The sequence below is a fragment of the Paracoccus sp. NIOT.M2S5SZ12 genome, assembly GCF_057748165.1.
Map to the genome: position 1 here is coordinate 93,220 of NZ_JBYLFR010000004.1, position 21,973 is coordinate 115,192.

A 21,973-nucleotide genomic window follows, 5' to 3' on the forward strand; every position below is an offset into this window, starting at 1 on the left:
TATTTCGGTCTGGTCAGGACGGAGAATCACGATGACCGACATTGTTGCCGCAGCCCCTGAAAAGGCGCCCCGGAAGAAAGGATTGCTGGTTCCGCTGGCCGCGACGCTGGTCCTGGGCGGGGCGGGTTTCGCCTCCAGCTATCTGGGCTTCTGGTCACCCGCGTCCCTTCTGCAGGGCATGCCCGAACCGGAGCTCTCGACCGAGCATCTCAGCGTCGAGTTCATCGACATTCCAACGATCGAGATCGTGATTCCCGGCGGCCGCGCCCGCAGCCTGGTCCTGTCCGCCACCATCGAGACCGACGCCAGCCACAAGGCCGAGGTGACCCACCTGATGCCGCGCGTCTCGGACGCCTTCACGACCTTCCTCTCGGGCGTGGACCCGGCCGCCTACGACAAGCGCGGCGTCCTCGAGGTGATCCGCGCCGAGCTGGTCACCCGGACCCGCTTCGTCCTGGGCGAGGAGCCGGTCAAGGACCTTCTGATCACGGAGTTTCGCTTCAAATGACCCTGGAACACATGATGCAGATCCTGCTGCTGGTCGCCTGCCTGGGACTGGGGGTCTTCTGCTTCAGCCTCACCCGGCGGCTGCGCAAGATGAACGACCTGGAAAGCGGGCTGGGCGGCGCCATCGCGGTGATGGCCGCCGAGGTCGACCGCCTGGAGCGCGCCATCCGCGCCGCCCGCGACGAGGCCACCGCCGCCAGCGAGCTTCTGGCCGACGAGATCGAGACGGCACGGCGCGAACGCGCGATCTGGGACCTGCGCCAGCGGATCGGCGCCGCCGCCTCCGAGGCCCCCGCGCCCCAGGCCTCGGCCCGCCGGCTGCGCAAGCGCGAGGTCAGCCATGGCTAGATACCTGATGCCCGCGCTGACGCTGATGTTCGCGCTGCCCGCCGGTGCGATGCTGTGGCAGGGGCAGGACCTGTCCCGCCTGTTCGCCGCCGTGGCCGCGCCCTCGGACCTGCTGGAGGGATGCGGCGACGTGCCCGAGGCCGTGGCCCTGGCCGAGGCGCTGCGCGACCGCGCCCTGCGCATCGAGCGCTACATGGAGGCCATCGAGACCCGCAAGGCGGAGTTGGTCCAGGCCGAATCGACGCTGCGCGAGCGGCTGGCCGAGCTGCGTGCCCAGAAGGGCAGCATCACCACCCGGCAGGAGGGTGCGACCCAAGCCGTTCGCGCCGACATCGACCGCCTGGTGGCGCTCTACGACCAGATGAAGCCCGCCGAGGCCGCCGCCATCCTGACCAACCTTCCCGCCGATTTCGCGGCCGAGATCCTGATGCGCGTCCAGCCCGAGGCCGGCGCCCGCATCATCGCCGCGGTCGAGCCCCGCCAGGCCGCCCTGCTGACCGCGCAGATGGGCGCGCGCAGCGTCCGCAACCCATAAGGAACCCCGAAATGTTCGGATTCGTCGGAATCTTCCTTACGATCGCCATGGTGTTCGGCGGCTATCTGCTGGCCGGCGGCAAGATGGGCGTCATCCTGCATTCGCTGCCCTTCGAGATGATGATGATCATGGGCGCCGCCGTCGGCGCCTATCTGCTGGGCAACGACAGCCACACGCTGAAGGCCACGCTGGGCGGGTTGATCCGCGCCTTCAAGGGCCCGAAATGGAATGCCCAGGACCATCAGGACGTGCTGTGCCTGATGTTCCGGCTGCTCAAGATCGCCAAGGAGAACCCCGTCGCGCTGGAGCAGCACATCGAGAATCCGGGCGAATCGCCCATCTTCACCGCCTATCCCAAGCTGGCGGCGGATCATCACGTCGTCTCGCTGATCGCGGACACGCTGCGCTCGGCCAGCCTGAACTACGACGACCCCTATCAGGTCGAGGACATGCTGTCGCGCCGCATCGCCGTCCTGAAGGAGGAGGAGATGCACGTCCCCCACGCCTTGCAGAACATGGCCGACGCGCTGCCCGCCCTGGGGATCGTCGCGGCGGTCCTGGGGGTGATCAAGACCATGTCCTCGATCGACCAGCCCCCCGCGGTGCTGGGCAAGATGATCGGCGGGGCGTTGGTCGGCACGTTCCTCGGGGTGTTCCTGTCCTACGGGTTCGTGGCACCGCTGGCCAACCGCCTCGGCGCGGTCGTCAAGCAGGACCTGGGGTTCTACGAGGTGGTGAAGTCGGTCCTGGTCGCGGGTCTGCATCAGCACGCCACGACGCTCTGCGTCGAGGTCGGCCGCCAGACCGTTCCCGAACATGTCCGGCCCAGCTTCGACACGCTGGAAGGCGCCCTGCGCGAACTGAAGAAGGCTGCCTGACCATGCGCGCGGGCCTGCTGATCCTGGCGCTGTGCCTCGGAGCCGGACCAGTCGCGGCCGAGGGCATCGACGCGTTCCGGCGCACGGCCGACGACTGGCTGCTGTCGGGCCGCGGGCTGCCGCGCGACTATCGCGTGATGCTGATGGACATGGACAGCGCCGAACGCCTGCAGGCCATCGCCTATCTTCGCCGGATCGGCCTTCTGACCGAACGACCCTGGTCGCTTGACGACCTCCTGCGCCCCGCGGCCACCAGAACGGAGCCCCGCGAATGACCCCTGTCGCCGCCCTTGCGGGCAAGTCGAGCAAGTTCCTGGACGCCCCCCTGCTGGTCACGGGCGGCCTCGTGCTGGTCGTGATCTCGCTGGTGATCCCGCTGCCGGCCAGCGTGCTGGATTTCGGGATCGCGATCTCGATCGCCTCGGCGGTGATGATCCTTGTGATGGCCTCGCTTGTCGAGAAGCCGACCGACTTTCAGGCCTTTCCCGTCCTTTTGCTGGTCAGCCTTGTGATCCGCCTGTCGCTGAACGTCTCCTCAACGCGGCTGATCCTGACCGAGGGACAGAACGGCAAGGAGGCGGCCGGTCACGTCATCAACGGCTTTGCCGATTTCGTGGCCGGCGGCTCGATCCTGGTCGGGATCACTATCTTTGCAGTGATCTCGGTGGTGAACTTCATGGTCATCACCAAGGGATCGGGCCGCATGGCCGAGGTCGCGGCGCGCTTTGCGCTGGATTCGCTGCCCGGCAAGCAACTGGCCATTGACGGCGACCTGAACGCGGGCGCCATCGACCACCACGAGGCCAAGCGCCGCCGCATCAACGAACAGCGCGAGATCAGCTTCTTCGGCTCGCTGGACGGGGCGTCGAAATTCGTCAAGGGCGATGCGGTCGCGGGCATCGTCATCACCCTGATCAACCTGTGCGTCGGCCTTGCGGTCGGCGTCACCGTCCACGGTATGCCGGTGGGCGAGGCGGTCTCGACATATTCGCATCTGACGATCGGCGACGGCTTGGTCAGCCAGATCCCCGCCCTGATCACCTCGATGGCGGCGGCGCTGCTCCTGTCGCGGGGCGGCGCGACCGAGACCACCGCCGGGCTGATGTCCAGCGAGTTCACCCGCAGCTGGCAGCCGGCCGTGATGGTCGCGGTCGCGATGATCGTGATCTCGCTGGTGCCGGGCATGCCCAAGCCGCTGTTCTTCGGCATCGCCGCCGGAATGGGCTTTCTGGCCTGGAGCATCGCGCGGCGGCAGAAGATGCGCGACGAGACCTTGCCGGAGCTGCCCCAGGCCGAGGGCACGCCGCGCCCCGCAGCCCGCATCGGCGACGTGCTGGACACAGATGACATCAGCGTGGAGATCGGGGCCGACCTGATCGTCACCGCGCTGGACCAGGCGCGCGGTCTGGGCAGCCGGATCAGCAACCTGCGCATCCACATCGCCCGCAGCTTTGGCCTGATCCTGCCCGACGTGCGCATCACGGACACAGACGACCTGCCGCCCGGCGACTATCAGATCCGCATCCACGGCGTGATCCGCGGCCGCGGGACCCTGCGCCCGGCCGAGATCTTGGCCTTGGGTCCCGACGCGGTGCTGGCCGATCTGCGCGGCGTCGCGGTGCGCGAGCCGGTCTATTCCAGCCCCGCGCGCTGGATCCAGCCCGCCGATCAGGAGGATGCGGCGACGATGGGCGCCACCATCGTCACGCCGATGGAGGTGCTGTCCACCCACCTGATGGAGGTGGTCAAGTCGAACCTGCCCGCGCTGCTGACCCTGGGCGCGATGCAGCGCCAGATCGAGGAGCTGAAGACCCTGTCCGATACCGGCCGGGCCGAACGCTATCGCAAGTACTTCGACAGCATGATCCCCGAGAAGGTCACACCCGAGACCCTGCTGGCGATCCTGCGGGCGCTGTTGGAGGAGCGCATCTCGATCCGCAACCTGCCGCTGATCGTCGACGCCATCTGCGAGTTCCGCCATGTCGAGCAGGCCGAGACCATCTACGAGCTGGTGCGCAAGCGCCTGCGCGGCCAGATCACCCAGCAGTATTCCGACGAGGCCGGCCGCGTCGCGGCCCTCCAGCTGCATCCCGCATGGGAGGCCGAGTTCGTGCGCGCCGATGCCGAGACCGGCCGGGCCGGCGGCGGCGCCATGACGCCCGCCATGTCGCGCAAGCTGATCGACGCGGTCCGCAAGTCCATGTCGTTGGCCGAGCCGGTCGCCCGCACGGTCCTGGTCGCCCCCGACCATCGGCGGCGGATGGTGCGCGCGGTGCTGGGCGCGAACGGCGTCGCGGTGCCCGTGCTGGGGCTGGAGGAGATCGATCCCTCGGCCGAGCTGCGCCTTCTGGGCACGGTCGAGGCCGCGTGATGTGGGACCAGCTTCAGGCCATCGTTCCGGGCCTGGATTGGGCGCTGGTGCTGGTCTATGTGCGCGTGCAGGCCTGCGTGCTGGCGCTGCCGGGACTGGGTGAGCGGGTGATCTCGACCCGCGTCAAGGTCGCCGTCGCGCTGGCCCTGACGCCGCTTCTGTCCGGGGTCGCGTCCGGTCCGCAGATGCCCGACACGCCCCTGGGCCTCGTCGGGCAGGTCGCGGTCGAGCTGGTGCTGGGCACGGTGACCGGGTTGATGCTGCGCCTGCTGACCTTGGCCATCGACATCGCCACGACAGCCATCGCCGCCACCGCGTCGCTGTCCCAGATCATGGGCATCCAGAACGAGATGTCGCCCCATCCCATCGGCAACATGCTGCATATGGGCGGCTTGGCCATCCTGATGGCGATGGGGCTGCCCGTGATGATGGTGGACCTGATGGCCGACAGCCTGCGCCTCTGGCCACCCGCGGACCTGCCGCAGGTCGAGGGGCTGGTCATGGCGGTCGTGCGCATCATTGCCGACAGCTTCTGGCTGGCAATGCTGCTGGCCGCGCCCTTCACCTTGGGCGGGTTCCTGTTCCAGGCGTTGACCGGCGTCATCAACCGCGTGATGCCGGCCCTGCCAATCGTCTTCATCGGCGCGCCTGCGGCGATCCTGCTGGCCTTGGGCGGGCTCGTGATCCTGGCGCCGCTCTTGGTCGGGATCTGGGCGGATGCGGTCCTGTCCTTCATGCTGCCCCAGATCCGGTAGGGCGCGGCCATGAGCGACGACAAGGACGACAAGCAGTTCGAGGCGACCGAGCAGAAGTTGCAGCGGGCGCGCGAGAAGGGCGACATCCCCCGCTCGACCGAGTTGAACGTCACGATGATGTATCTGGGCGCCTTCCTGGCCTTCGCGGTCGCGGCGGGCGTTGCCGTCCGGCACTGGCTGTCCATGGCCGAGCGTGCTTTGGGTTCCGAGGGCTGGTCCGACGCCGGTCCTGCCGCCATCGCTCGGGGGCTGGGCGCCTATGCCGCGATGGCCACGATCGGTCTGGCGGGGCTGGTCGTCGTGGCGATCATCCTGGGCCTGATGGCGACGCGCAGCCTGATCTTCGCGCCCCAGAAGCTGGCCTTCGACATCAAGCGGATCAACCCCCTCTCCAACGCCAAGCAGAAGTTCGGCACGGACGGGCTGATCACCTTCGCCTTCTCACTGGGCAAGGCGGGGCTGGTCTGCGTCGGGGGGTGGTTCCTGTTCGCGTCGCTGGCCGATCGCATCGCGGCCTCGGCCATGGCGGACGGGCAGTGGATCGGCGGGCTGGGCACGATCCTGGGGCAGGTGCTGCTGCTGGGCCTGGCGGTGTCGATCCTGTTCACCGTGCCGGACATGCTGTGGAAATGGTTCGACCATCGCCGCAAGAACCGCATGAGCCGCCAGGAGATGCAGGATGAGTTCAAGGATTCGGAGGGCGATCCGCACCTGAAGGCCGCGCGCCGGCAACGCGCCGTGGACATCGCCATGAAGCAGATGCTGGCCGAGGTGCCAAAGGCCGATGTGGTGATCGTCAACCCGACCCATTATGCGGTCGCGTTGAAGTGGTCGCGGGGGTCGGGGCGCGCGCCGGTCTGCGTGGCCAAGGGCACCGACGAGGTCGCGGCCCGCATCCGTGCCAAGGCCACCGAGGCGGGCGTCCCGATCTGGTCCGACCCACCCTGTGCGCGGGCCATCCACGCGCAGGTCAAGGTCGGGGACGAGGTCGACCGCAGCCATTTCGCCGCCGTCGCCGCCGCGATCCGATTCGCCGAAAAGATGCGTCAGAAGGCACGACAGGGATGGTGACGAAGATCAGGCAGCTGCAGCAGTTGGAGCAGATCGCCCGCATGAAGGCCGAGCGCGAGCTGAAGGCATTCGCCGCCTTCAACGCCCACATGACCGCGGCGCGCCAACGCATCGACGCGCTTCAGGCCGCGCTGACGCAAAGCTATGACAGCAACGCGCCGCTGACCCTGCCCGAGGCGCGCATCGCGAATGCCCAGGCCGGTCGCGCCGCGCGCGAGCTGCGCCATGCCGACAGCGAGATGCAGCGCCTGCAGCCCCGTTTCGACCTTGCGCGCCAGCACGCCGCCCGCGAGTTCGGCCGCGCCGAGGCCCTGCTGGGCCTTGGTCGCGAGGAGGCCGAGCGCCAGCGCAAGGAGCGGTTCTGACCCCGCCGGGTTGGACAGGCGCATCGCGGGGTGCTAGGCACGGCGCAGGTCCAAGGGGGAGAGCCATGCTGCACAGCGAACCGAACACCGACGGCAACCGCCGCATCTGGACCGCCGAAAGCGCGCGCGCGCTGTTCGACCAGCCGCTGATGGACCTGATGTTCCAGGCGCAGACCGTGCATCGGCAGCATTTCGACCCGAACCGCGTGCAGCTGAGCCGGCTTCTGTCGATCAAGACCGGCGGATGCCCCGAGGATTGCAGCTATTGCAGCCAGTCGGCCCGGCACGAATCCGGTCTGTCGGCCTCCAAGCTGATGGAGGTCCAGCGCGTTCTGGCCGAGGCGCGGCGCGCGCGGGATGCGGGCGCCACGCGGTACTGCATGGGTGCCGCCTGGCGCAGCCCAAAGGCGCGGGACATGCCGCAGATCGTCGCCATGATCGAGGGGGTGAAGGCCCTGGGGATGGAGACCTGCATGACGCTGGGCATGCTGGATGCGGATCAGTCGGCGCAGCTGGCCCAGGCGGGGCTGGACTACTACAACCACAACATCGATACCTCCGAGGCGCATTATGCCACTGTGATCACGACCCGGACTTTTGCCGAGCGGATCGACACGCTGGAGAATGTGCGCCAGGCCGGGATCAAGGTCTGTTCGGGCGGCATCCTGGGCCTGGGCGAGGGGCAGCAGGACCGCGTCGACATGCTGGTGACGCTGGCCAATCTGCCCTCGCCGCCGGACAGCGTGCCGATCAACATGCTGATCCCGGTCGCGGGAACGCCGCTGGAGGATGCCGCGCCGGTCGATCCGATCGACTTTGTGCGCACCATCGCCACGGCGCGGATCATGATGCCGCGCAGCCATGTGCGTCTGTCGGCAGGCCGGACCGCGATGTCGGACGAGATGCAGGCGATGTGTTTCTTTGCGGGGGCGAACTCGATCTTTGTCGGCGACACGCTGTTGACCAAGGACAATCCCGAGGAGGGTAGCGACATGCGACTGTTCGCCAAGCTGGGCCTGCAGCCGATGGTGGCGCATGAGCATGCGCCCGACGAGGCGCGCCGGGAGGCGCTGCTGGCGGCGGATCCAGCCATCCCGATCCTGCGCTGAGCGCCGGGGGTTTCACCCCCGGACCCCCAGGATATTTGAGTGAAGAAGAAGGGGCAGGGCGTGGACCGGCTGGCGTTCTATCGGCTAGATCTGGCGGCGCTGGAGGGTGAGGCGCGGCTGCGGTCGCTGAACCCGCGGCGGGGGATTGATTTTTCGTCGAACGATTACATCGGGCTGGCGCAGTCGTCGCGGATGGTGGCGGCGGTGCGGCGCGGGCTGGAGGCAGCGCCGGTCGGTGCAGCGGGGTCGCGCCTGCTGCGCGGCGAGACCGAGGCGCAGGCGCGGTTCGAGGCGGAGGCCGCGCGGTTCTTCGGGGCCGAGGCGGCCTTGGGCTTTGGCGGCGGTTATGTGGCGAATTTCGCGGTGATCACGACCCTGCCGCAACGGGGCGACCTGCTGCTGATGGATGCGCTGTCCCATGCCAGCACGCATGAGGGGGCGCGGGCGGGGCGGGCCGAGGTCGCGACCTTCCGGCATGGGGATGTCGGGCATGCCGAGGATGTGATCACGCAGTGGCGGGGTCGGGGCAACACCGGTGCGGTGTGGATCGCGGTCGAGAGCCTCTACAGCATGAACGGGGACCGCGCGCCCTTGGACGATCTGATGGGGCTGGCGGATCGGCACGGCTTTCTGATGGTGGATGAGGCGCATGCGACCGGGGTCTTCGGGCCGGAGGGACGCGGCTTGGCGCATCATTTGGAGGGGCGCGAGAATGTCATGACCCTGCATACCCTGGGCAAGGCCCTGGGCGGGTCGGGGGCGCTGATCTGCGGGCCGCAAGTGCTGATCGATTTCCTGGTGAACCGCTGTCGGCCGTTCATCTTCGCGACCGCGCCCTCGCCGCTGATGGCAGTGGCGGGGCTGGAATCGCTGGCGATCCTGCGCGATGAGCCGTGGCGGCAGGCCACGCTGGCGGGTCATGTGGCGGCCTTCGGCGCCGAGATGGCGCGGCGTCTGCCGCAGGTGCCGGTCAGCGGCAGCCAGATCGTGCCGCTGATTGTTGGCCCCAATGCGCAGGCCATGGCCCTGGCTGCGGCGGTGCAGGGGAGGGGCTTCGACGTGCGAGGCATCCGCCCGCCCACGGTGCCGCAGGGGACCGCGCGGTTGCGGGTCTCATTGACGCTGAACCCCAGTCGGGCGGAGGTGATCCGCCTGGCCGAGACGCTGGAGGAGCTATGGCCCGATTTGTGATCACAAGCACCGGCACCGATGTCGGCAAGACGGTCTTTTCGGCCGGGCTGTGCGGGCTGATCGGGGCGGACTATTGGAAGCCGGTGCAGTCCGGGCTGGCCGGAAACGTGCCGAATGACGGCGCGGAACGGCCCTTGGGCGTTGCCCAGCCCGGCACCGACCGCGCCGAGGTCGAGCGGCTGTCGGGCGCGCGCACCCATCCCGAGGCCGTGCTGCTGCGCGAGGCGCTGTCTCCGCATCGGGCGGCGGAGCTGCAGGGGGTGGTTCTGGAGCCGGAGACCTGGGCGATCCCTGAGGCGCGGGATCTGGTGATCGAAGGGGCGGGCGGCGCCTTGGTGCCGGTCACGCGGGAGGTGCTTTACGCCGATCTGTTCGCGCGCTGGCAGGTGCCGGTGATCGTCGTCTGCGCCACGGGTCTGGGCACGATCAGCCACAGCCTGACCGCGCTGGAAAGCCTGCGGGCGCGGGGCGTGCCGGTGCATGGCGTGGCCTTCGTCGGTCCCGCCAATGACGACAACATGGCGACCATCGGGCAGATCGGGCAGGTGCGGGTGCTGGGGCGCCTGCCGGTCCTGGAGCGGCTGGACCGCGACAGCCTGTCGGCGGCGATGCGGGCCGGGTTCCGGGCGGAGGATTTCGCGTGAGCGCCGTCTGGCATCCGTTCTTTCAGCACGGCACCGAACCGGCCCCGCTGCGGGCCACGGGCAGCGCGGGGGCGTTCATCGACACCGATCGCGGGCGGCTTCTGGACGGGATCAGCAGCTGGTGGGTGGTCACGCATGGCCACAACCAGTCCGAAATCGTCGAGGCGATCCGCCAGACCGCCGGGCGGCTGGATCAGGTAATCTTTGCCGGGCTGACCCATGACCAGGCGGAGGAGCTGGCCGAGGTGCTGGTGGCGATGACGCCCGCGGGGCTGGAGCATGTCTTCTACAGCGACAGCGGGTCCACGGCGGTCGAGGTCGCGCTGAAGATGGCCCTGGGCTATTGGCGGCATGAGGGCGACGGCCGCCACCGCATCGCGGTGATCGAGGACAGCTATCACGGCGACACCATCGGCACGATGAGCGTGGGCGAGCGCGGCGTGTTCAACGCCGCCTACGACCCGATGATGTTCGGGGTGGACAGGCTGCCCTTCCCCGAGGGCGACGGCGCGGCGACGCTGGCGGCCTTCGAGGCGCTGGCCGCATCGGGGCGGATGGCCGCGATCATCCTGGAGCCGCTGGTGCTGGGCGCGGGGGGCATGCGCATGTATCCGCCCGAGGTTCTGGCCGGGCTGCGGGCGATCTGCGACCGGCATGACGTGCTGATGATCGCGGATGAGGTGATGACCGGATGGGGACGGACGGGGCGGCTCTGGGCCTGTGATCACGCGAGCGTCGCGCCGGATATCCTCTGCACCTCCAAGGGCTTGACCGGGGGGGTGGTGCCGCTGGCCGCGACGCTGGCCACGGCGCGGATCTTTGACGCGCACCGGTCGACGGACCGGCGGCGGACCTTCTATCATTCCTCCAGCTATACCGCGAACCCCATCGCCTGCGCGGCGGCGCTGGCGCAGGTGCGGCTGTGGCAGGCAAGCCCCATGCAGGCGCGGCTGGACGCCCTGTCCGCAATGCAGGCCGAACGGTTGGCGCGGCTGGACGGGCGGTTCACCAACATCCGCCAATGCGGGACCATCGCCGCGGCCGATCTGGTGGTCCCCGAGGGCGGCTACCTGTCCGAGGTCGGACCGCGGATGCGCGCGCATTGCCTGGACGGTGGCGTACTGCTGCGGCCTTTGGGGAACACGGTCTATGTGCTGCCGCCCTATTGCGTGACGGGCGCGGATCTGGACGCGGCCTGGGGCGCGGTCACCTCATTCGAGGTCTAGATCGACCCAGACCAGCTTGCGATGCGAGGCCAGCGCCACGGATTCGGCCAGCGGATCGTCAGGCGCGGGCCAGATCACGGCCGCGTCCAGCACCCGCAGCGCTGTCGCGGGCAGCACGTAATCCAGCCGCAGGTTCCCCGGCGCGCGCGCATATTCCGCGGTGTCCAGCGCCGGATCGCCCTGCTGCGCGGCATTCGGCCCGGTCTGGGGCGGCTGCCAGGTGCCGCGCGGCTGCGGGTCCTGCGTGACGGCCAGCAGGGCCGCCAGCGCGGCCGGATCTCCGTGGCCATCCGCCGGGTCCAGGTTCACGTTGCCCAGAATCACGAAGCGCGCGTCTGGGAGGTGGTCCAGCCAGAAGGCGGCCTCGTCATGGTTGCGGTGCGTGTTGCGCGGCTCGAAGGCCGGGGGGGTCGCCGCGAAGGCCAGAAGATGCAGCGGCCCGGTGGGCGTGGTCAGCGCCACGTCCCAATGCGCGGTGGTCGACAGGCGCTGGATGTCGGCGTAGGGGCTGTCGGGCATGCGGTTGCCCGGCATGTCGCGCCACAGCCCAGCGGTATGGTCGGTGACCCCCGCGATGGGCAGGCGCGACAGGATCGCCATGCCGCCCTGGCCGGTGAAGGCGCCATAGCCCTGCGCATCGCGCGCTCTGCCTGCGCGCCCATCGCCATCCATGTCGCGCCCGGTGGGCAGGCCGGTATTGGGCTGGGAGGCGTGGCGATGCGGCATCGCATGGCCCTGCGCCGCCAGCAGGTCCGCGAAAGCCGCCAGCGCGCGCCCGTCCAGGTCCCAGTCCAGCCCGGTCAGCAGGATCGCATCGGGCGCGGCATGGGCGATGACCTGCGCCGCCGCCCGCACCTGCGGATCGTCCCGCCCGATGTCGCGCAAGAGCAGCCCCGGCCCGTCCCGCGTCAGGCCGGGGTCCCAGGTGGCGACGCGCAGGGTCTCGGCCCCCGCCGGCGTGGCGAGGACCAGAAGGGCCAGCGCCCTTAAATCCACGGACCTCAGATCCAGGGGCGGGCCTGCGCCATGGCGCTTTCGAAGCTGTCGATGGCGGGGGCCTTCTCCATGGTCAGGCCGATATCGTCCAGCCCGTTCATCAGGCAATGCTTGCGGAACGGGTCGATGTCGAACCCATAGGCCGTGCCGTCGGCGCCGGTCACGGTCTGGGCCGCCAGATCGACGGTCAGGCGGGCATTCGCGCCCTTCTCGGCGTCGCGCATCAGCGCGTCGACCGCCTCCTGGGGCAGGACCACCGGCAGGATGCCATTCTTGAAGCAGTTGTTGAAGAAGATGTCCGCGAAGCTGGTCGAGATCACGCAGCGGATGCCGAAATCCAGAAGCGCCCAGGGCGCATGTTCGCGCGAGCTGCCGCAGCCGAAATTGTCGCCCGCGATCAGGATCTGGGCGTCGCGATAGGCGGGCCGGTTCAGGACGAAATCGGGGATCTCGCGGCCCTCGCGGTCATAGCGCAGCTCGTCGAACAGGTTCACGCCCAGGCCCGACCGCTTGATGGTCTTCAGGAACTGCTTGGGGATGATCATGTCGGTGTCGATGTTGACCAGCGGCATGGGGGCCGCGATGCCGGTCAGGGTGGTGAACTTGTCCATGATCTGTCCTTTAGGCGGGCTGCGCTGCGAGTTCGCGGATATCGGTCAGGCGTCCGGTGACGCCTGCCGCTGCCGCCATCGCGGGCGACATCAGATGGGTGCGGCCCTTGTAGCCCTGACGCCCCTCGAAGTTGCGGTTCGAGGTCGCGGCGCAGCGTTCGCCCGGTTTCAGCTGGTCGGGATTCATGCCCAGGCACATCGAACAGCCCGCAAGGCGCCATTCGAACCCGGCATTGGTGAAGATGACGTCCAGCCCCTCCTCCTCGGCCTGGGCGCGCACCAGGCCCGATCCGGGCACGACCATGCCGCGCACGCCCGGCGCCAGCGTGCGCCCGCGCAGCACCTCGGCGGCGGCGCGCAGGTCCTCGATCCGTCCATTGGTGCAGCTGCCGATGAAGACCGCGTCGATGGCGATCTCCGTGAGCGGCGTCCCGGCGGTCAGGCCCATGTAGTCCAGCGACCGGCGCGCGGCCTCGACCTTGCCGCCCGCGAAGCTTTCGGGGGCGGGAACGGTCGCGGTGATGGGCAGCGCGTCCTCGGGCGAGGTGCCCCAGGTAACGGTGGGCGCGATGTCTTCGGCGCGGATCGTCAGGACCTTGTCGAAATGCGCGCCCTCGTCGCTGAACAGCGTCTTCCACCAGGCGACGGCGGCCTCCCATTGCGCGCCCTTTGGCGCATGGGGGCGGCCCTTGACATAATTGAACGTGACCTCGTCCGGCGCGATCAGACCGGCGCGGGCGCCGCCCTCGATGGCCATGTTGCAGATGGTCATGCGGCCTTCCATCGATAGGTTGCGGATCGCCTCGCCGCAATATTCGATGACATGGCCGGTGCCGCCCGCGGTGCCGGTCTCGGCGATGATGCGCAGGACGATGTCCTTGGCGGTCACGCCGGGGGCCAGACGGCCGGTGATCTCGACCTTCATGTTTTTGGACTTGGCCTGGATCAGGGTCTGGGTGGCCAGCACATGCTCGACCTCCGACGTGCCGATGCCGTGCGCCAGCGCCCCGAAGGCGCCATGCGTCGCAGTATGGCTGTCACCGCAGACGACGGTCATGCCGGGCAGGGTCCAGCCCTGTTCGGGGCCGACGATATGCACGATGCCCTGCCGGATGTCCGTCACCGGATAGTAGTGCACCCCAAACTCGCGGGCGTTGCGGTCCAGCGCATCGACCTGGATGCGGCTTTCCTCGTTGTCGATGCGCTGCTGGCGGTCCAGCGTGGTGGGCACGTTGTGATCGGGCACCGCAATGGTGCGCTCGGGCGCGCGGACCTTTCGGCCGGTCATGCGAAGGCCCTCGAAGGCCTGCGGGCTGGTCACCTCATGGACCAGATGGCGGTCGATATACAGAAGGCAGGTGCCGTCCTCCTGGCGATCCACCACATGGGCGTCCCAGATCTTGTCGTAAAGCGTGCGTGCGGTCATGGCTGAGGTCTTTCGGCTGTGATGCGGAAATGGGGTGAAGGGCGCGCAGCCCTCACCCCTGAGCGGTCACGCCCAGCATCTCGCCGTAGAAGCGGCCCGGCAGGCGGGCGCGGTCATGGATGTCGAAATAACGCATCATCGGGCCAGATTAGGCCAGCATCCGCCCGCTGGCAAGCGCGTCCGACCCCAGGAAAATGCCGCGGGCGATTGAGACGGGGCGAAAAGATGCTATGTTGGGGGAACCCCGGCGCCGGGGGCTATCGGCGCGCGGACCGGAGGATGAAACCCTGTCACAAGACGTCCCGTCGGCCGGTCGGCCGACCTCGACCGCGCCAACCAGCGACCAGATGCTGGATCTGGTGCTGAAATCCCTGGATGACGACAAGGCCGAGGACATCGTGTCCATCGATCTGCGCGGCCGCACCGCCATCGCCGATCACATGGTGATCGCATCAGGCCGCAGCTCGCGCCAGGTGGGCGCCATCGCCGAGAAGCTGGCCGAGCGCGTCAAGCAGGTCACCGGGCGCAGCCCCCGGATCGAGGGCAAGGATGCCGGCGATTGGGTGCTGATCGACACCGATGACGTGATCGTGCACGTGTTCCGCCCCGAGGTGCGCGAGTTCTATCAGCTGGAGAAGATGTGGCTGCCGGCCGACGCGCTGGCCCGCGTGCGCGAGACCGCGCCGACCTCGGGCTATCAGCCGCAGGGCTGATGCGCATCGACATCGCCGCCGTGGGGCGGCTGAAATCCGGCCCCGAGGCGGCGCTGGTCGGCGACTATCTCCAGCGTTTCGCCAAGACCGGTCGCAGCCTCGGCCTGCCGCCCGTCTCGGTCCACGAGGTCGAGGATCGCCGCGCCGGCACCATGGCCGCCGAGGCGGAGCTGCTGTCGCGCGCCATCCCGCCCGGTGCCGCCGTGGTGATGATGGACGAGCGCGGCGATCAGCCGACCTCGCCCGAATTCGCCGCGCGCCTCGCCGCCTGGCGCGACGGGGCCCGCGATGTCTGCTTCGTGATCGGCGGTGCGGACGGGCTGGACCCGTCCCTGCGCACCCGCGCCGACTGGCAGATCAGCCTGGGCCGCATGGTCTGGCCGCATCTGCTAGTCCGGGTGATGCTGGCCGAACAGCTCTATCGCGCCGCCACGATCCTAGCGGGCTCTCCCTATCATCGCGCGTGATCCGGCCGGGCTTCTTCTTCACGCAAATATCCCGGGGGTCCGGGGGCTGGCCCCCGGTCCCTTGGTTGCCGCGCGCGCCCGGCGGCGATAGAGAGGGCAAAACCGCGAGGCTCCGATGACCAAACCCGTGATCCTGTGCATCCTTGACGGCTGGGGCCTCTCCGAGCGCCCCGAGCAGAGCGCGCCCGACCGCGCCGCGACGCCGCATTTCGACCGCCTGATGCGCGACTGCCCGCATGCCACGCTGACGACCTTCGGCCCGGACGTGGGCCTGCCCAAGGGGCAGATGGGCAATTCCGAGGTCGGCCACACGAATATCGGCGCGGGCCGCGTGGTCGCGATGGATCTGGGCCAGATCGACTTGGCGATCGAAGATGGCAGCTTCGCCCGCAACGAGGCGCTGACCGGCTTCATCGACACGCTGAAACGGACGGGCGGGACGGCGCATCTTCTGGGCGTGATCTCGGATGGCGGCGTGCACGGGCATCTGACCCATGTGCTGGCAGCGGCGCGGGCGGTGGCCGGGGCGGGCGTGCCGGTGGTCATCCACGCGATCACCGACGGCCGCGACGTGGCCCCCGACAGCGCGCCGGGCTTTCTGGCCACGCTGACGGAGGGCTTGCCGCAGGGCGCGCGGATCGGCACGGTCATCGGGCGCTATTACGCGATGGACCGCGACACCCGCTGGGACCGGGTCGAGCGCGCCTTCCGCGCCATCGTCGCGGCCGAGGGAGAGGCCGCGCCCGATGCGGCCACGGCCATCGCCACCGCCCATGCGCGCGGCGAGACGGACGAATTCGTGACCCCCTTCGTGATCGACGGCTATGCCGGGGCCCGTGACGGGGACGGGGTCTTCTGCCTGAACTTCCGCGCCGACCGCGCGCGCGAGATCCTGTCGGCGCTGGGCGAGCCGGGCTTCGACGGGTTCGACGCGGGCGCGCGGCCCGACTGGGCGATGATGCTGGGCATGGTCGACTATTCGACCCGCCACGACGCCTTCATGCGCACCGCCTTCCCCAAGCGGCAGGTTGTCAACACGCTGGGCGCCTGGGTCGCGGCGCAGGGGCTGCGCCAGTTCCGCCTGGCCGAGACCGAGAAATATCCGCATGTGACCTTCTTCCTGAACGGCGGCAAGGAGACGCCCGAACCGGGCGAGGACCGCCACATGCCGAAAAGCCCGAACGTCGCCACCTATGACCTGGCGCCCGAGATGGCCTCGGCCGAGGTGACCGAGACGCTGGTCGCGGTGATCGGGCAGGGCTACGACCTGATCGTGGTGAACTATGCCAATCCCGACATGGTGGGCCATACCGGCGATCTGGCCGCCGCCGCCCGCGCCTGCGAGGCGGTGGACCGGGGCCTGGGCCGCATGCTGGAGGCGCTGGACGCCGCGGGCGGGGCGGCGGTGATCTGCGCCGATCACGGCAATTGCGAACAGATGATCGACCCCGCGACGGGCGGGCCGCATACGGCGCACACGCTGAACCCGGTGCCGGTCATCGTCTATGGCGCGCCGGATGCGGTCGGGCTGCGCGACGGGCGGCTGGCCGATCTGGCGCCCACCGTCCTGGACCTGATGGGGCTCAAGAAGCCGGCCGAAATGACCGGGGAAAGCCTGATCTGCCGATGAGCGCGCGCCTTGTCCTGACGCTGTGCCTGGGGCTGGGTCTGGCCCCCGCCTTGGGCCTGCCCGCCCATGCGCAGGCCGATGCGCCGCAGCTGACGCCCGCCAACCGCGCTGTCGCCGATGCCGAGGCCGCCGCGGCGCTGCTGCGCGCGGCCTTGGGTCAACTGGGCGAGGCGGTCAGCGCCGACGACCAGGTCGTGGCCCTGACCGAGGTGATCCGCGGCTATGAGCTGGGCCTGGCCGCGCTGCGCGACGGTCTGCGCCAGGCCAGCCTGCGCGAGGCCGAGCTGCGCGACCGCTTCGAGGCGCAGCGCGACCGCCTGGCTGGCGTGCTGGGCGCGATGACCGCCCTGCAGCAGAGCCCCGAATCGACCATGCTGCTGCATCCCGCGGGGGCGCTGGCCAATGCGCGCTCCGGGATGCTGCTGTCGGGCGTGACGCCGGGCCTGCGCGCCGAGGCGGAATCGCTGCAGGACGAGCTGGACGAGATCGCCACGGTGCGCGAATTGCAGGCCAATGCGGCGGGCATGCTGGGCAGCGGGCTGGCCTCGGTCCAGGAGGCGCGGCGGCTGCTGGCCAGCGCGGTCACCGACCGCAGCTCCATGCCGGTCCGCTATGGCGAGGAGCCCGAGGAGCTGCAGGCGCTGCGCACCGCCGCCCAGAGCCTGGAGGACTTTGCCACCGGCATCGCCCGGATGGAGGACGATGTCGGCCCGCCCATGGAGGATTTCGAAGGGGCGCAGGGCAGCCTGCCCCTGCCGGTGGTGGGCACCATCCTGCGCCCCTACAACGAACCCGACGCCGCCGGGGTCAGCCGTCCGGGCTGGGTCATCGCCACCGCGCCCGCGGCCCTGGTGCAGACGCCCTGGCCTGCGACAATCCGCTATCGCGGGCCGTTCCTGGATTACGGCAATGTGATGATCACCGAACCATCGCGCGGCTATCTTATGATCTTCGCGGGCCTGGCCCAGGTCTTCGGAGAGGTGGGTGACGTTCTGAAGGCGGGCGATCCGGTCGGTCTGATGGGGGGCATGGAGGCCCCCGCCCAGGAGTTCGGCTCGCAATTCGTCGCCAATGCCGCCCAGGGGGCGCAGGCCGGACGCAGCGAGACGCTGTATCTGGAGCTGCGCCAGGGCAACGAAACGCTGGACCCCGCCGACTGGTTCGTGCTGAATCCCGTCGTCGAGCCGCAACAGGACTGAGGCAGGAAAGACCGCCATGAGACACTATCTGATCGCAGGCCTGGGGGGCGTTCTGGCCGGAGCCCTGGCGACCACGCAGATCGCCGGACCGCTGCTGGCGCAGGAGACCGCCGAGGGCAACGCCTCGGTCTATCAGCAGCTGGAGCTGTTCGGGAACATCTTCGAGCGCATCCGCACCGACTATGTCGAGGCGCCCGAGGACAAGGAGCTGATCGAGGCCGCGATCAACGGCATGCTGACCTCGCTGGACCCGCATTCCAGCTTCCTGTCGGCCAACGACTACGAGGACATGCAGACCCAGACCCGCGGCAGCTTCGGCGGGCTGGGCATCGAGGTCAGCCAGGAGGAGGGCCTGGTCAAGGTCGTGGCCCCGATCGACGACACGCCGGCCGCCAATGCGGGCGTGCAGCCGGGCGATTTCATCACCCATGTGAACGGCGAATCGCTGCTGGGCCTGCCCCTGGACGACGCGGTCGAGATGATGCGCGGCCCGGTCGGGTCCGACATCACCATCACCATCCTGCGCGAGGGCGAGAGCGAGCCGTTCGACCTGACCATGGCCCGCGACACGATCAAGCTGACCGTGGTGCGGTCGCGCGTGGAGGGCCATGCGGTGGTGCTGCGCGTCTCGACCTTCAACGACGAGACCTATGACACGCTGCGCGCCGAGCTGGACAAGGCCGTCAAGGAGGCGGGCGGGATCGAGCGGGTGACCGGCTTCGTGCTGGACCTGCGCAACAATCCCGGCGGTCTGCTGAACCAGGCGATCAGCGTCAGCGATGCCTTCCTGGATGCCGGGGAGATCGTCAGCACCCGCGGCCGCAACCCCGAGGAAAGCGAGCGCTGGAACGCCGAGGCCGGCGATCTGGCGCAGGGCAAGCCGATGGTCGTGCTGATCAACGGCGGTTCGGCCAGCGCCTCCGAGATCGTCGCGGGCGCGCTGCAGGATCATCGCCGCGCCATCGTCGTGGGCGAGAAGTCCTTCGGCAAGGGCTCGGTCCAGACGGTGATGCCGGTCACCGCCGACAGCGCCATCCGCCTGACCACGGCGCGCTACTTCACCCCGTCGGGCCGGTCGATCCAGGCCCTGGGCGTGCAGCCCGACATCCTGGTGGCCCAGCCCGCCCCGGCCCCCGAGGCCGAGGAGCCGGAGGCCCGCAGCAACAGCGACTTCAGCCGGTCCGAGGCCGATCTGCGCGGCGCCTTGGGCAACGATGTCAGCGACGAGATGCGCAAGCAGATGGAGGAGGAGGCCGCCGAGGTCGAGGCCACCGCCGCCCTGCGCGAGGAGGATTACCAGCTCGCCTATGCGGTGGACGTCCTGAAGGGTCTGGCGGCGGTGGATTTCCGCGCCGACCAGGTGCCCGCCTCCGCCACCCCTGCCGTGACCGGCGAGGGTGCGACCGGGCAGGACGACGACGCGGCCGATCAGGGATGATCCCCGAGCGGACCGGGCCGGGCGGCCTGCCTTACCGCCCCTGCGCGGGGGTCGTGCTGATCAACCGCGCGGGGCTGGTCTTTGCCGGTCGGCGGATCGACCGCGCGCCCGACCAGCCGCCCGCCTGGCAGATGCCCCAGGGCGGGATCGACCCCGGAGAGACCCCGCGCGAGGCCGCCTTGCGCGAGCTGACCGAGGAGACCGGCGTGGATGCCTCCCTGGTCGAGGTGCTGGACGAGACGCCGGGCTGGGTCTTCTACGACCTGCCGCCCGAGATCGTCGGCCGGATCTGGAAGGGCCGCTATGGCGGTCAGTGCCAGAAATGGCTGGCGCTGCGGTTCCTGGGCCAGGATGGCGACATCCGCATCGACACCGCCCATCCGGAGTTCGACCAGTGGCGGTGGATGCGGGCGGCGGACGTGCTGGACAGCATCGTGCCCTTCAAGCGCGCTGTCTATGCCGAGGTGCTGGGCGCCTTCCGCCCCCATCTGGCCTAGGGCGCGGGCCAGCGATCCTCCAGGATCAGCTCGTCCAGCGGCAGGCGCGCTGCCCAGCCCCGGCTTTGCAGTTCGGGCTGGCGGTAGAGTTCGGTGACATGGCCGATGCACAGATAGGCCACCGGCACCACATGGTCGGGCAGGTGCAGCAGACCGCGAAGGTCGTCGGGCCGAAAGATGCTGACCCATCCCACCCCGATGCCTTCGGCCCGCGCGGCCAGCCACAGGTTCTGCACCGCGCAGGCGGTGGAATAGAGGTCGGACGCCGGGTCATGGGTGCGGCCCAGCACATGCGCGCCGCCCCGCGTGCGGTCGCAGGTGATGCACAGGTTGACCGGCGCTTGCAGGATGCCCTCCAGCTTCAGCGACGAATAGAGCGCCTTGCGGTCGGGAAAGCGGTCGGCGGCCTCGGCATTGGCCGCGGCGAAGGCGTCATGGATGCGCCCGCGCAGCGCCGAGTCGCGGATCAGGATGAAGTTCCACGGCTGCGACAGCCCGACGGACGGCGCGTCATGCGCCGCCTGCAGCAGGCTGCGCAGGGTCGCGGGGTCGACCGGGTCGGGGCGGAACTGGCCGCGCACGTCGCGGCGTTCGCGGATCGCGCGATAGACCGCCGCGCGCTCCGCGTTCGAAAACGGCCCCGCCGGGGCGAGGCCGTCGCCTGCGCTCACCGGCGCAGCTGGTCCAGCAGGATCGAGGTCGGATAGCCGTCCGGCGTCACGCCGATGGACCGCTGGAAGGCCGAGACCGATTCCATCGTGGCCGAACCGAACAGGCCGTCGATCTCTCCCTGATAGAAGCCGCGCTGCGCCAGGCGCTGCTGGATCTCCTGGCGTTCGGCGGTGGACAGGGTGCGGTCCTGGCGCGGCCAGGCGCCCTGGATGCCCGGACGGCCCGCGATGCGCTCCGCCAGGTAGGACACGCCCAAGGCGTAGTTGTCCGAATTGTTGTAGCGCAGGATCGACCGGAAGTTGTCGGTGATGAAGAAGGCGGGCCCCCGCGCCCCCGCCGGCATGATGATCGAGCCGTTGCCCGCCGGCAGCCCGCCGCCCGACATGGTGCGCACGCCCTGTGCCGACCAGTCGCCGGCCGACCGCCGGGTGCCCTTGCCGATCAGGCCCATGTTGAAGTTCGCGGGCAGGCGGACCTCGGCGCCCCAGGTCGCGCCGCGCTGCCAGCCGCTGCGCGCCAGATAGGCTGCGGTCGAGGCCAGCGAATCGGTCGGGTCCTCGGACCAGATGTCGCGGCGGCCGTCGCCGTTGAAGTCGACCGCGTATTCCAGATAGGAGGTCGGCATGAACTGGGTATGCCCCATCGCGCCCGCCCAGCTGCCCAGCATGTGCTGGGGGTCGGTGTCGCCCGCCTGAAGGATCTGCAGCGCGGCGATCAGCTGGTTCTGGAACATCTCTCCGCGGCGGCCGTCATAGGCCAGCGTGGTCAGCGACGGGATGATCTGCATCCGGCCGCGATTGGCGCCGAAGTTCGATTCCATCCCCCAGACCGCCAGCACGATCTCGCGCGGGACGCCGTACTGCGCCTCGATCCGGGCCAGCACGGGGTTCAGCTGCGCCAGCTTCTGACGGCCGGTGGTGATGCGCACGTCCGACACGGCGCTGTCCAGGTACAGCCAGACCGGGCGCGAGAATTCCGCCTGGCGGCGGTCCAGGCGGATCACCTCGGGGTTGTAGCGGGCCAGCGCCATGGCGCGGTCATAGGTCCCGGCCGAGACGCCCGAGGACAGGGCGCGGGCGCGGAACTGCTGGACGAACCGCTGCAGACCGGCCTCGTCGCCGGGATTGGCGGGGGGGATCGGGGTCACGGTCACGTCGGCGGGCGCGCGGGGGCCGCCCGCGGCGGGCATGCGCGATATCGGCGATGCACAGGCGGCCAGCGCGCCGATCAAGGTGGTGGACAGAAGGAAGCGGGAAAGGGTCATGTCAGGTGCCTGTCTTGGACTGCCGAGTGGAATATGTCCGGATTTCGGGCCCGGATCTGG

24 protein-coding genes are annotated in these 21,973 nt (G+C 69.5%); 19 read left to right on the forward strand and 5 right to left on the reverse strand.

The genetic code is table 11. The features are described from left to right. Window positions 1–31: 31 nt before the first annotated feature. From AC2SGK_RS05225 to AC2SGK_RS05285, 13 genes are all read left to right on the forward strand, one after another. On the forward strand, window positions 32–508 hold the full coding sequence (locus AC2SGK_RS05225; protein ID WP_488322535.1) for a flagellar basal body-associated FliL family protein: 477 nt from the start codon (window positions 32–34) through the stop codon (window positions 506–508). Continuing rightward, window positions 505–855 (forward strand): hypothetical protein, encoded by a 351-nt coding sequence (locus AC2SGK_RS05230; protein WP_488322536.1) that lies wholly within the window; start codon window positions 505–507, stop codon window positions 853–855. The genes AC2SGK_RS05225 and AC2SGK_RS05230 overlap by 4 nt, the downstream gene beginning before the upstream one ends. After that, entirely contained in the window at window positions 848–1,390 is a 543-nt protein-coding gene (locus AC2SGK_RS05235) for a MotE family protein (protein ID WP_488322537.1), read from the forward strand. Before AC2SGK_RS05230 ends, AC2SGK_RS05235 begins: the two co-directional genes overlap by 8 nt. An 11-nt stretch (window positions 1,391–1,401) precedes the next feature. After that, complete coding sequence (motA, locus tag AC2SGK_RS05240; protein ID WP_488322538.1) at window positions 1,402–2,268, forward strand: flagellar motor stator protein MotA; 867 nt, start codon at window positions 1,402–1,404, stop codon at window positions 2,266–2,268. Between the two features lie 2 nt (window positions 2,269–2,270). Continuing rightward, on the forward strand, window positions 2,271–2,543 hold the full coding sequence (locus AC2SGK_RS05245; RefSeq protein WP_488322539.1) for a hypothetical protein: 273 nt from the start codon (window positions 2,271–2,273) through the stop codon (window positions 2,541–2,543). Next, window positions 2,540–4,639: a flagellar biosynthesis protein FlhA gene (locus AC2SGK_RS05250; RefSeq protein ID WP_488322540.1), complete on the forward strand. Its 2,100-nt coding sequence runs from the start codon at window positions 2,540–2,542 to the stop codon at window positions 4,637–4,639. The genes AC2SGK_RS05245 and AC2SGK_RS05250 overlap by 4 nt, the downstream gene beginning before the upstream one ends. Continuing rightward, complete coding sequence (locus AC2SGK_RS05255; protein ID WP_488322541.1) at window positions 4,639–5,394, forward strand: flagellar biosynthetic protein FliR; 756 nt, start codon at window positions 4,639–4,641, stop codon at window positions 5,392–5,394. The genes AC2SGK_RS05250 and AC2SGK_RS05255 overlap by 1 nt, the downstream gene beginning before the upstream one ends. 9 nt (window positions 5,395–5,403) lie before the next feature. Continuing rightward, on the forward strand, window positions 5,404–6,465 hold the full coding sequence (gene flhB / locus AC2SGK_RS05260) for a flagellar type III secretion system protein FlhB (protein WP_488322542.1): 1,062 nt from the start codon (window positions 5,404–5,406) through the stop codon (window positions 6,463–6,465). Beyond that, a complete protein-coding gene (locus AC2SGK_RS05265) occupies window positions 6,459–6,830 on the forward strand; it encodes a hypothetical protein (protein WP_488322543.1) in 372 nt (123 codons plus the stop codon). Before flhB ends, AC2SGK_RS05265 begins: the two co-directional genes overlap by 7 nt. Window positions 6,831–6,895: 65 nt before the next feature. Further along, complete coding sequence (bioB, locus tag AC2SGK_RS05270; protein ID WP_488322544.1) at window positions 6,896–7,939, forward strand: biotin synthase BioB; 1,044 nt, start codon at window positions 6,896–6,898, stop codon at window positions 7,937–7,939. A 39-nt stretch (window positions 7,940–7,978) separates the two neighbouring features. Then, on the forward strand, window positions 7,979–9,130 hold the full coding sequence (locus AC2SGK_RS05275) for an 8-amino-7-oxononanoate synthase (protein ID WP_488322545.1): 1,152 nt from the start codon (window positions 7,979–7,981) through the stop codon (window positions 9,128–9,130). Beyond that, the gene (gene bioD, locus AC2SGK_RS05280) at window positions 9,115–9,774 is read left to right on the forward strand and encodes an ATP-dependent dethiobiotin synthetase BioD (protein ID WP_488322546.1); all 660 of its coding nucleotides are present in this window, start codon (window positions 9,115–9,117) and stop codon (window positions 9,772–9,774) included. Before AC2SGK_RS05275 ends, bioD begins: the two co-directional genes overlap by 16 nt. Then, window positions 9,771–11,000 carry an adenosylmethionine--8-amino-7-oxononanoate transaminase gene (locus AC2SGK_RS05285; protein WP_488322547.1) on the forward strand — a complete coding sequence of 410 codons (1,230 nt, stop codon included), beginning with the start codon at window positions 9,771–9,773 and terminating at the stop codon, window positions 10,998–11,000. Before bioD ends, AC2SGK_RS05285 begins: the two co-directional genes overlap by 4 nt. Here the strand turns inward: AC2SGK_RS05285 and AC2SGK_RS05290 are convergent. From AC2SGK_RS05290 to leuC, 3 genes are read right to left on the reverse strand one after another with little or no spacing between them, the layout of a single operon-like run. After that, window positions 10,986–11,996 (reverse strand): endonuclease/exonuclease/phosphatase family protein, encoded by a 1,011-nt coding sequence (locus tag AC2SGK_RS05290; protein ID WP_488322548.1) that lies wholly within the window; start codon window positions 11,994–11,996, stop codon window positions 10,986–10,988. The two genes, AC2SGK_RS05285 and AC2SGK_RS05290, sit on opposite strands and share 15 nt — an antisense overlap. Before the next feature lie 5 nt (window positions 11,997–12,001). Beyond that, a complete protein-coding gene (gene leuD, locus AC2SGK_RS05295) occupies window positions 12,002–12,607 on the reverse strand; it encodes a 3-isopropylmalate dehydratase small subunit (RefSeq protein ID WP_488322549.1) in 606 nt (201 codons plus the stop codon). A gap of 10 nt (window positions 12,608–12,617) precedes the next feature. Further along, window positions 12,618–14,033, reverse strand: a complete 1,416-nt coding sequence (gene leuC, locus AC2SGK_RS05300) for a 3-isopropylmalate dehydratase large subunit (protein WP_488322550.1) — start codon at window positions 14,031–14,033, stop codon at window positions 12,618–12,620. A gap of 347 nt (window positions 14,034–14,380) precedes the next feature. Between leuC and rsfS the strand changes: the two genes are divergently transcribed. The 6 genes from rsfS (at window position 14,381) to AC2SGK_RS05330 (ending at window position 19,977) form a co-directional block, all read left to right on the forward strand. Further along, window positions 14,381–14,746 (forward strand): ribosome silencing factor, encoded by a 366-nt coding sequence (rsfS, locus tag AC2SGK_RS05305; protein WP_488322551.1) that lies wholly within the window; start codon window positions 14,381–14,383, stop codon window positions 14,744–14,746. Further along, a complete protein-coding gene (gene rlmH, locus AC2SGK_RS05310) occupies window positions 14,746–15,213 on the forward strand; it encodes a 23S rRNA (pseudouridine(1915)-N(3))-methyltransferase RlmH (RefSeq protein WP_488322552.1) in 468 nt (155 codons plus the stop codon). Before rsfS ends, rlmH begins: the two co-directional genes overlap by 1 nt. Before the next feature lie 115 nt (window positions 15,214–15,328). After that, window positions 15,329–16,843 carry a 2,3-bisphosphoglycerate-independent phosphoglycerate mutase gene (gpmI, locus tag AC2SGK_RS05315; protein ID WP_488322553.1) on the forward strand — a complete coding sequence of 505 codons (1,515 nt, stop codon included), beginning with the start codon at window positions 15,329–15,331 and terminating at the stop codon, window positions 16,841–16,843. Then, window positions 16,840–18,042: a murein hydrolase activator EnvC family protein gene (locus tag AC2SGK_RS05320; RefSeq protein ID WP_488322554.1), complete on the forward strand. Its 1,203-nt coding sequence runs from the start codon at window positions 16,840–16,842 to the stop codon at window positions 18,040–18,042. The genes gpmI and AC2SGK_RS05320 overlap by 4 nt, the downstream gene beginning before the upstream one ends. 16 nt (window positions 18,043–18,058) lie before the next feature. Next, the gene (locus AC2SGK_RS05325; protein WP_488322555.1) at window positions 18,059–19,480 is read left to right on the forward strand and encodes a S41 family peptidase; all 1,422 of its coding nucleotides are present in this window, start codon (window positions 18,059–18,061) and stop codon (window positions 19,478–19,480) included. Beyond that, window positions 19,477–19,977 (forward strand): RNA pyrophosphohydrolase, encoded by a 501-nt coding sequence (locus tag AC2SGK_RS05330; RefSeq protein WP_488322556.1) that lies wholly within the window; start codon window positions 19,477–19,479, stop codon window positions 19,975–19,977. The genes AC2SGK_RS05325 and AC2SGK_RS05330 overlap by 4 nt, the downstream gene beginning before the upstream one ends. Here AC2SGK_RS05330 and bluB read toward each other — a convergent pair. Together bluB and AC2SGK_RS05340 are read right to left on the reverse strand one after the other, a co-directional pair. Next, on the reverse strand, window positions 19,974–20,648 hold the full coding sequence (gene bluB, locus AC2SGK_RS05335) for a 5,6-dimethylbenzimidazole synthase (RefSeq protein WP_488322557.1): 675 nt from the start codon (window positions 20,646–20,648) through the stop codon (window positions 19,974–19,976). The two genes, AC2SGK_RS05330 and bluB, sit on opposite strands and share 4 nt — an antisense overlap. Further along, a complete protein-coding gene (locus AC2SGK_RS05340; protein WP_488322558.1) occupies window positions 20,645–21,913 on the reverse strand; it encodes a lytic murein transglycosylase in 1,269 nt (422 codons plus the stop codon). The genes bluB and AC2SGK_RS05340 overlap by 4 nt, the downstream gene beginning before the upstream one ends. Between the last annotated feature and the right edge of the window lie 60 nt (window positions 21,914–21,973).

What these genes read in the sequence shown, in the direction of transcription:
- AC2SGK_RS05320 (WP_488322554.1), top strand. Translation starts at nt 16,840, where the DNA reads ATGAGCGCGCGCCTTGTCCTGACGCTGTGCCTGGGGCTGGGTCTGGCC.
- AC2SGK_RS05330 (WP_488322556.1), top strand. Translation starts at nt 19,477, where the DNA reads ATGATCCCCGAGCGGACCGGGCCGGGCGGCCTGCCTTACCGCCCCTGC.
- AC2SGK_RS05325 (WP_488322555.1), top strand. Translation starts at nt 18,059, where the DNA reads ATGAGACACTATCTGATCGCAGGCCTGGGGGGCGTTCTGGCCGGAGCC.
- AC2SGK_RS05340 (WP_488322558.1), bottom strand. Translation starts at nt 21,913, where the DNA reads ATGACCCTTTCCCGCTTCCTTCTGTCCACCACCTTGATCGGCGCGCTG.
- motA (WP_488322538.1), top strand. Translation starts at nt 1,402, where the DNA reads ATGTTCGGATTCGTCGGAATCTTCCTTACGATCGCCATGGTGTTCGGC.
- AC2SGK_RS05250 (WP_488322540.1), top strand. Translation starts at nt 2,540, where the DNA reads ATGACCCCTGTCGCCGCCCTTGCGGGCAAGTCGAGCAAGTTCCTGGAC.
- AC2SGK_RS05255 (WP_488322541.1), top strand. Translation starts at nt 4,639, where the DNA reads ATGTGGGACCAGCTTCAGGCCATCGTTCCGGGCCTGGATTGGGCGCTG.
- AC2SGK_RS05235 (WP_488322537.1), top strand. Translation starts at nt 848, where the DNA reads ATGGCTAGATACCTGATGCCCGCGCTGACGCTGATGTTCGCGCTGCCC.
- bioB (WP_488322544.1), top strand. Translation starts at nt 6,896, where the DNA reads ATGCTGCACAGCGAACCGAACACCGACGGCAACCGCCGCATCTGGACC.
- leuC (WP_488322550.1), bottom strand. Translation starts at nt 14,033, where the DNA reads ATGACCGCACGCACGCTTTACGACAAGATCTGGGACGCCCATGTGGTG.
- bioD (WP_488322546.1), top strand. Translation starts at nt 9,115, where the DNA reads ATGGCCCGATTTGTGATCACAAGCACCGGCACCGATGTCGGCAAGACG.
- gpmI (WP_488322553.1), top strand. Translation starts at nt 15,329, where the DNA reads ATGACCAAACCCGTGATCCTGTGCATCCTTGACGGCTGGGGCCTCTCC.
- leuD (WP_488322549.1), bottom strand. Translation starts at nt 12,607, where the DNA reads ATGGACAAGTTCACCACCCTGACCGGCATCGCGGCCCCCATGCCGCTG.
- AC2SGK_RS05225 (WP_488322535.1), top strand. Translation starts at nt 32, where the DNA reads ATGACCGACATTGTTGCCGCAGCCCCTGAAAAGGCGCCCCGGAAGAAA.
- rsfS (WP_488322551.1), top strand. Translation starts at nt 14,381, where the DNA reads ATGCTGGATCTGGTGCTGAAATCCCTGGATGACGACAAGGCCGAGGAC.
- flhB (WP_488322542.1), top strand. Translation starts at nt 5,404, where the DNA reads ATGAGCGACGACAAGGACGACAAGCAGTTCGAGGCGACCGAGCAGAAG.
- AC2SGK_RS05265 (WP_488322543.1), top strand. Translation starts at nt 6,459, where the DNA reads ATGGTGACGAAGATCAGGCAGCTGCAGCAGTTGGAGCAGATCGCCCGC.
- AC2SGK_RS05245 (WP_488322539.1), top strand. Translation starts at nt 2,271, where the DNA reads ATGCGCGCGGGCCTGCTGATCCTGGCGCTGTGCCTCGGAGCCGGACCA.
- rlmH (WP_488322552.1), top strand. Translation starts at nt 14,746, where the DNA reads ATGCGCATCGACATCGCCGCCGTGGGGCGGCTGAAATCCGGCCCCGAG.
- AC2SGK_RS05230 (WP_488322536.1), top strand. Translation starts at nt 505, where the DNA reads ATGACCCTGGAACACATGATGCAGATCCTGCTGCTGGTCGCCTGCCTG.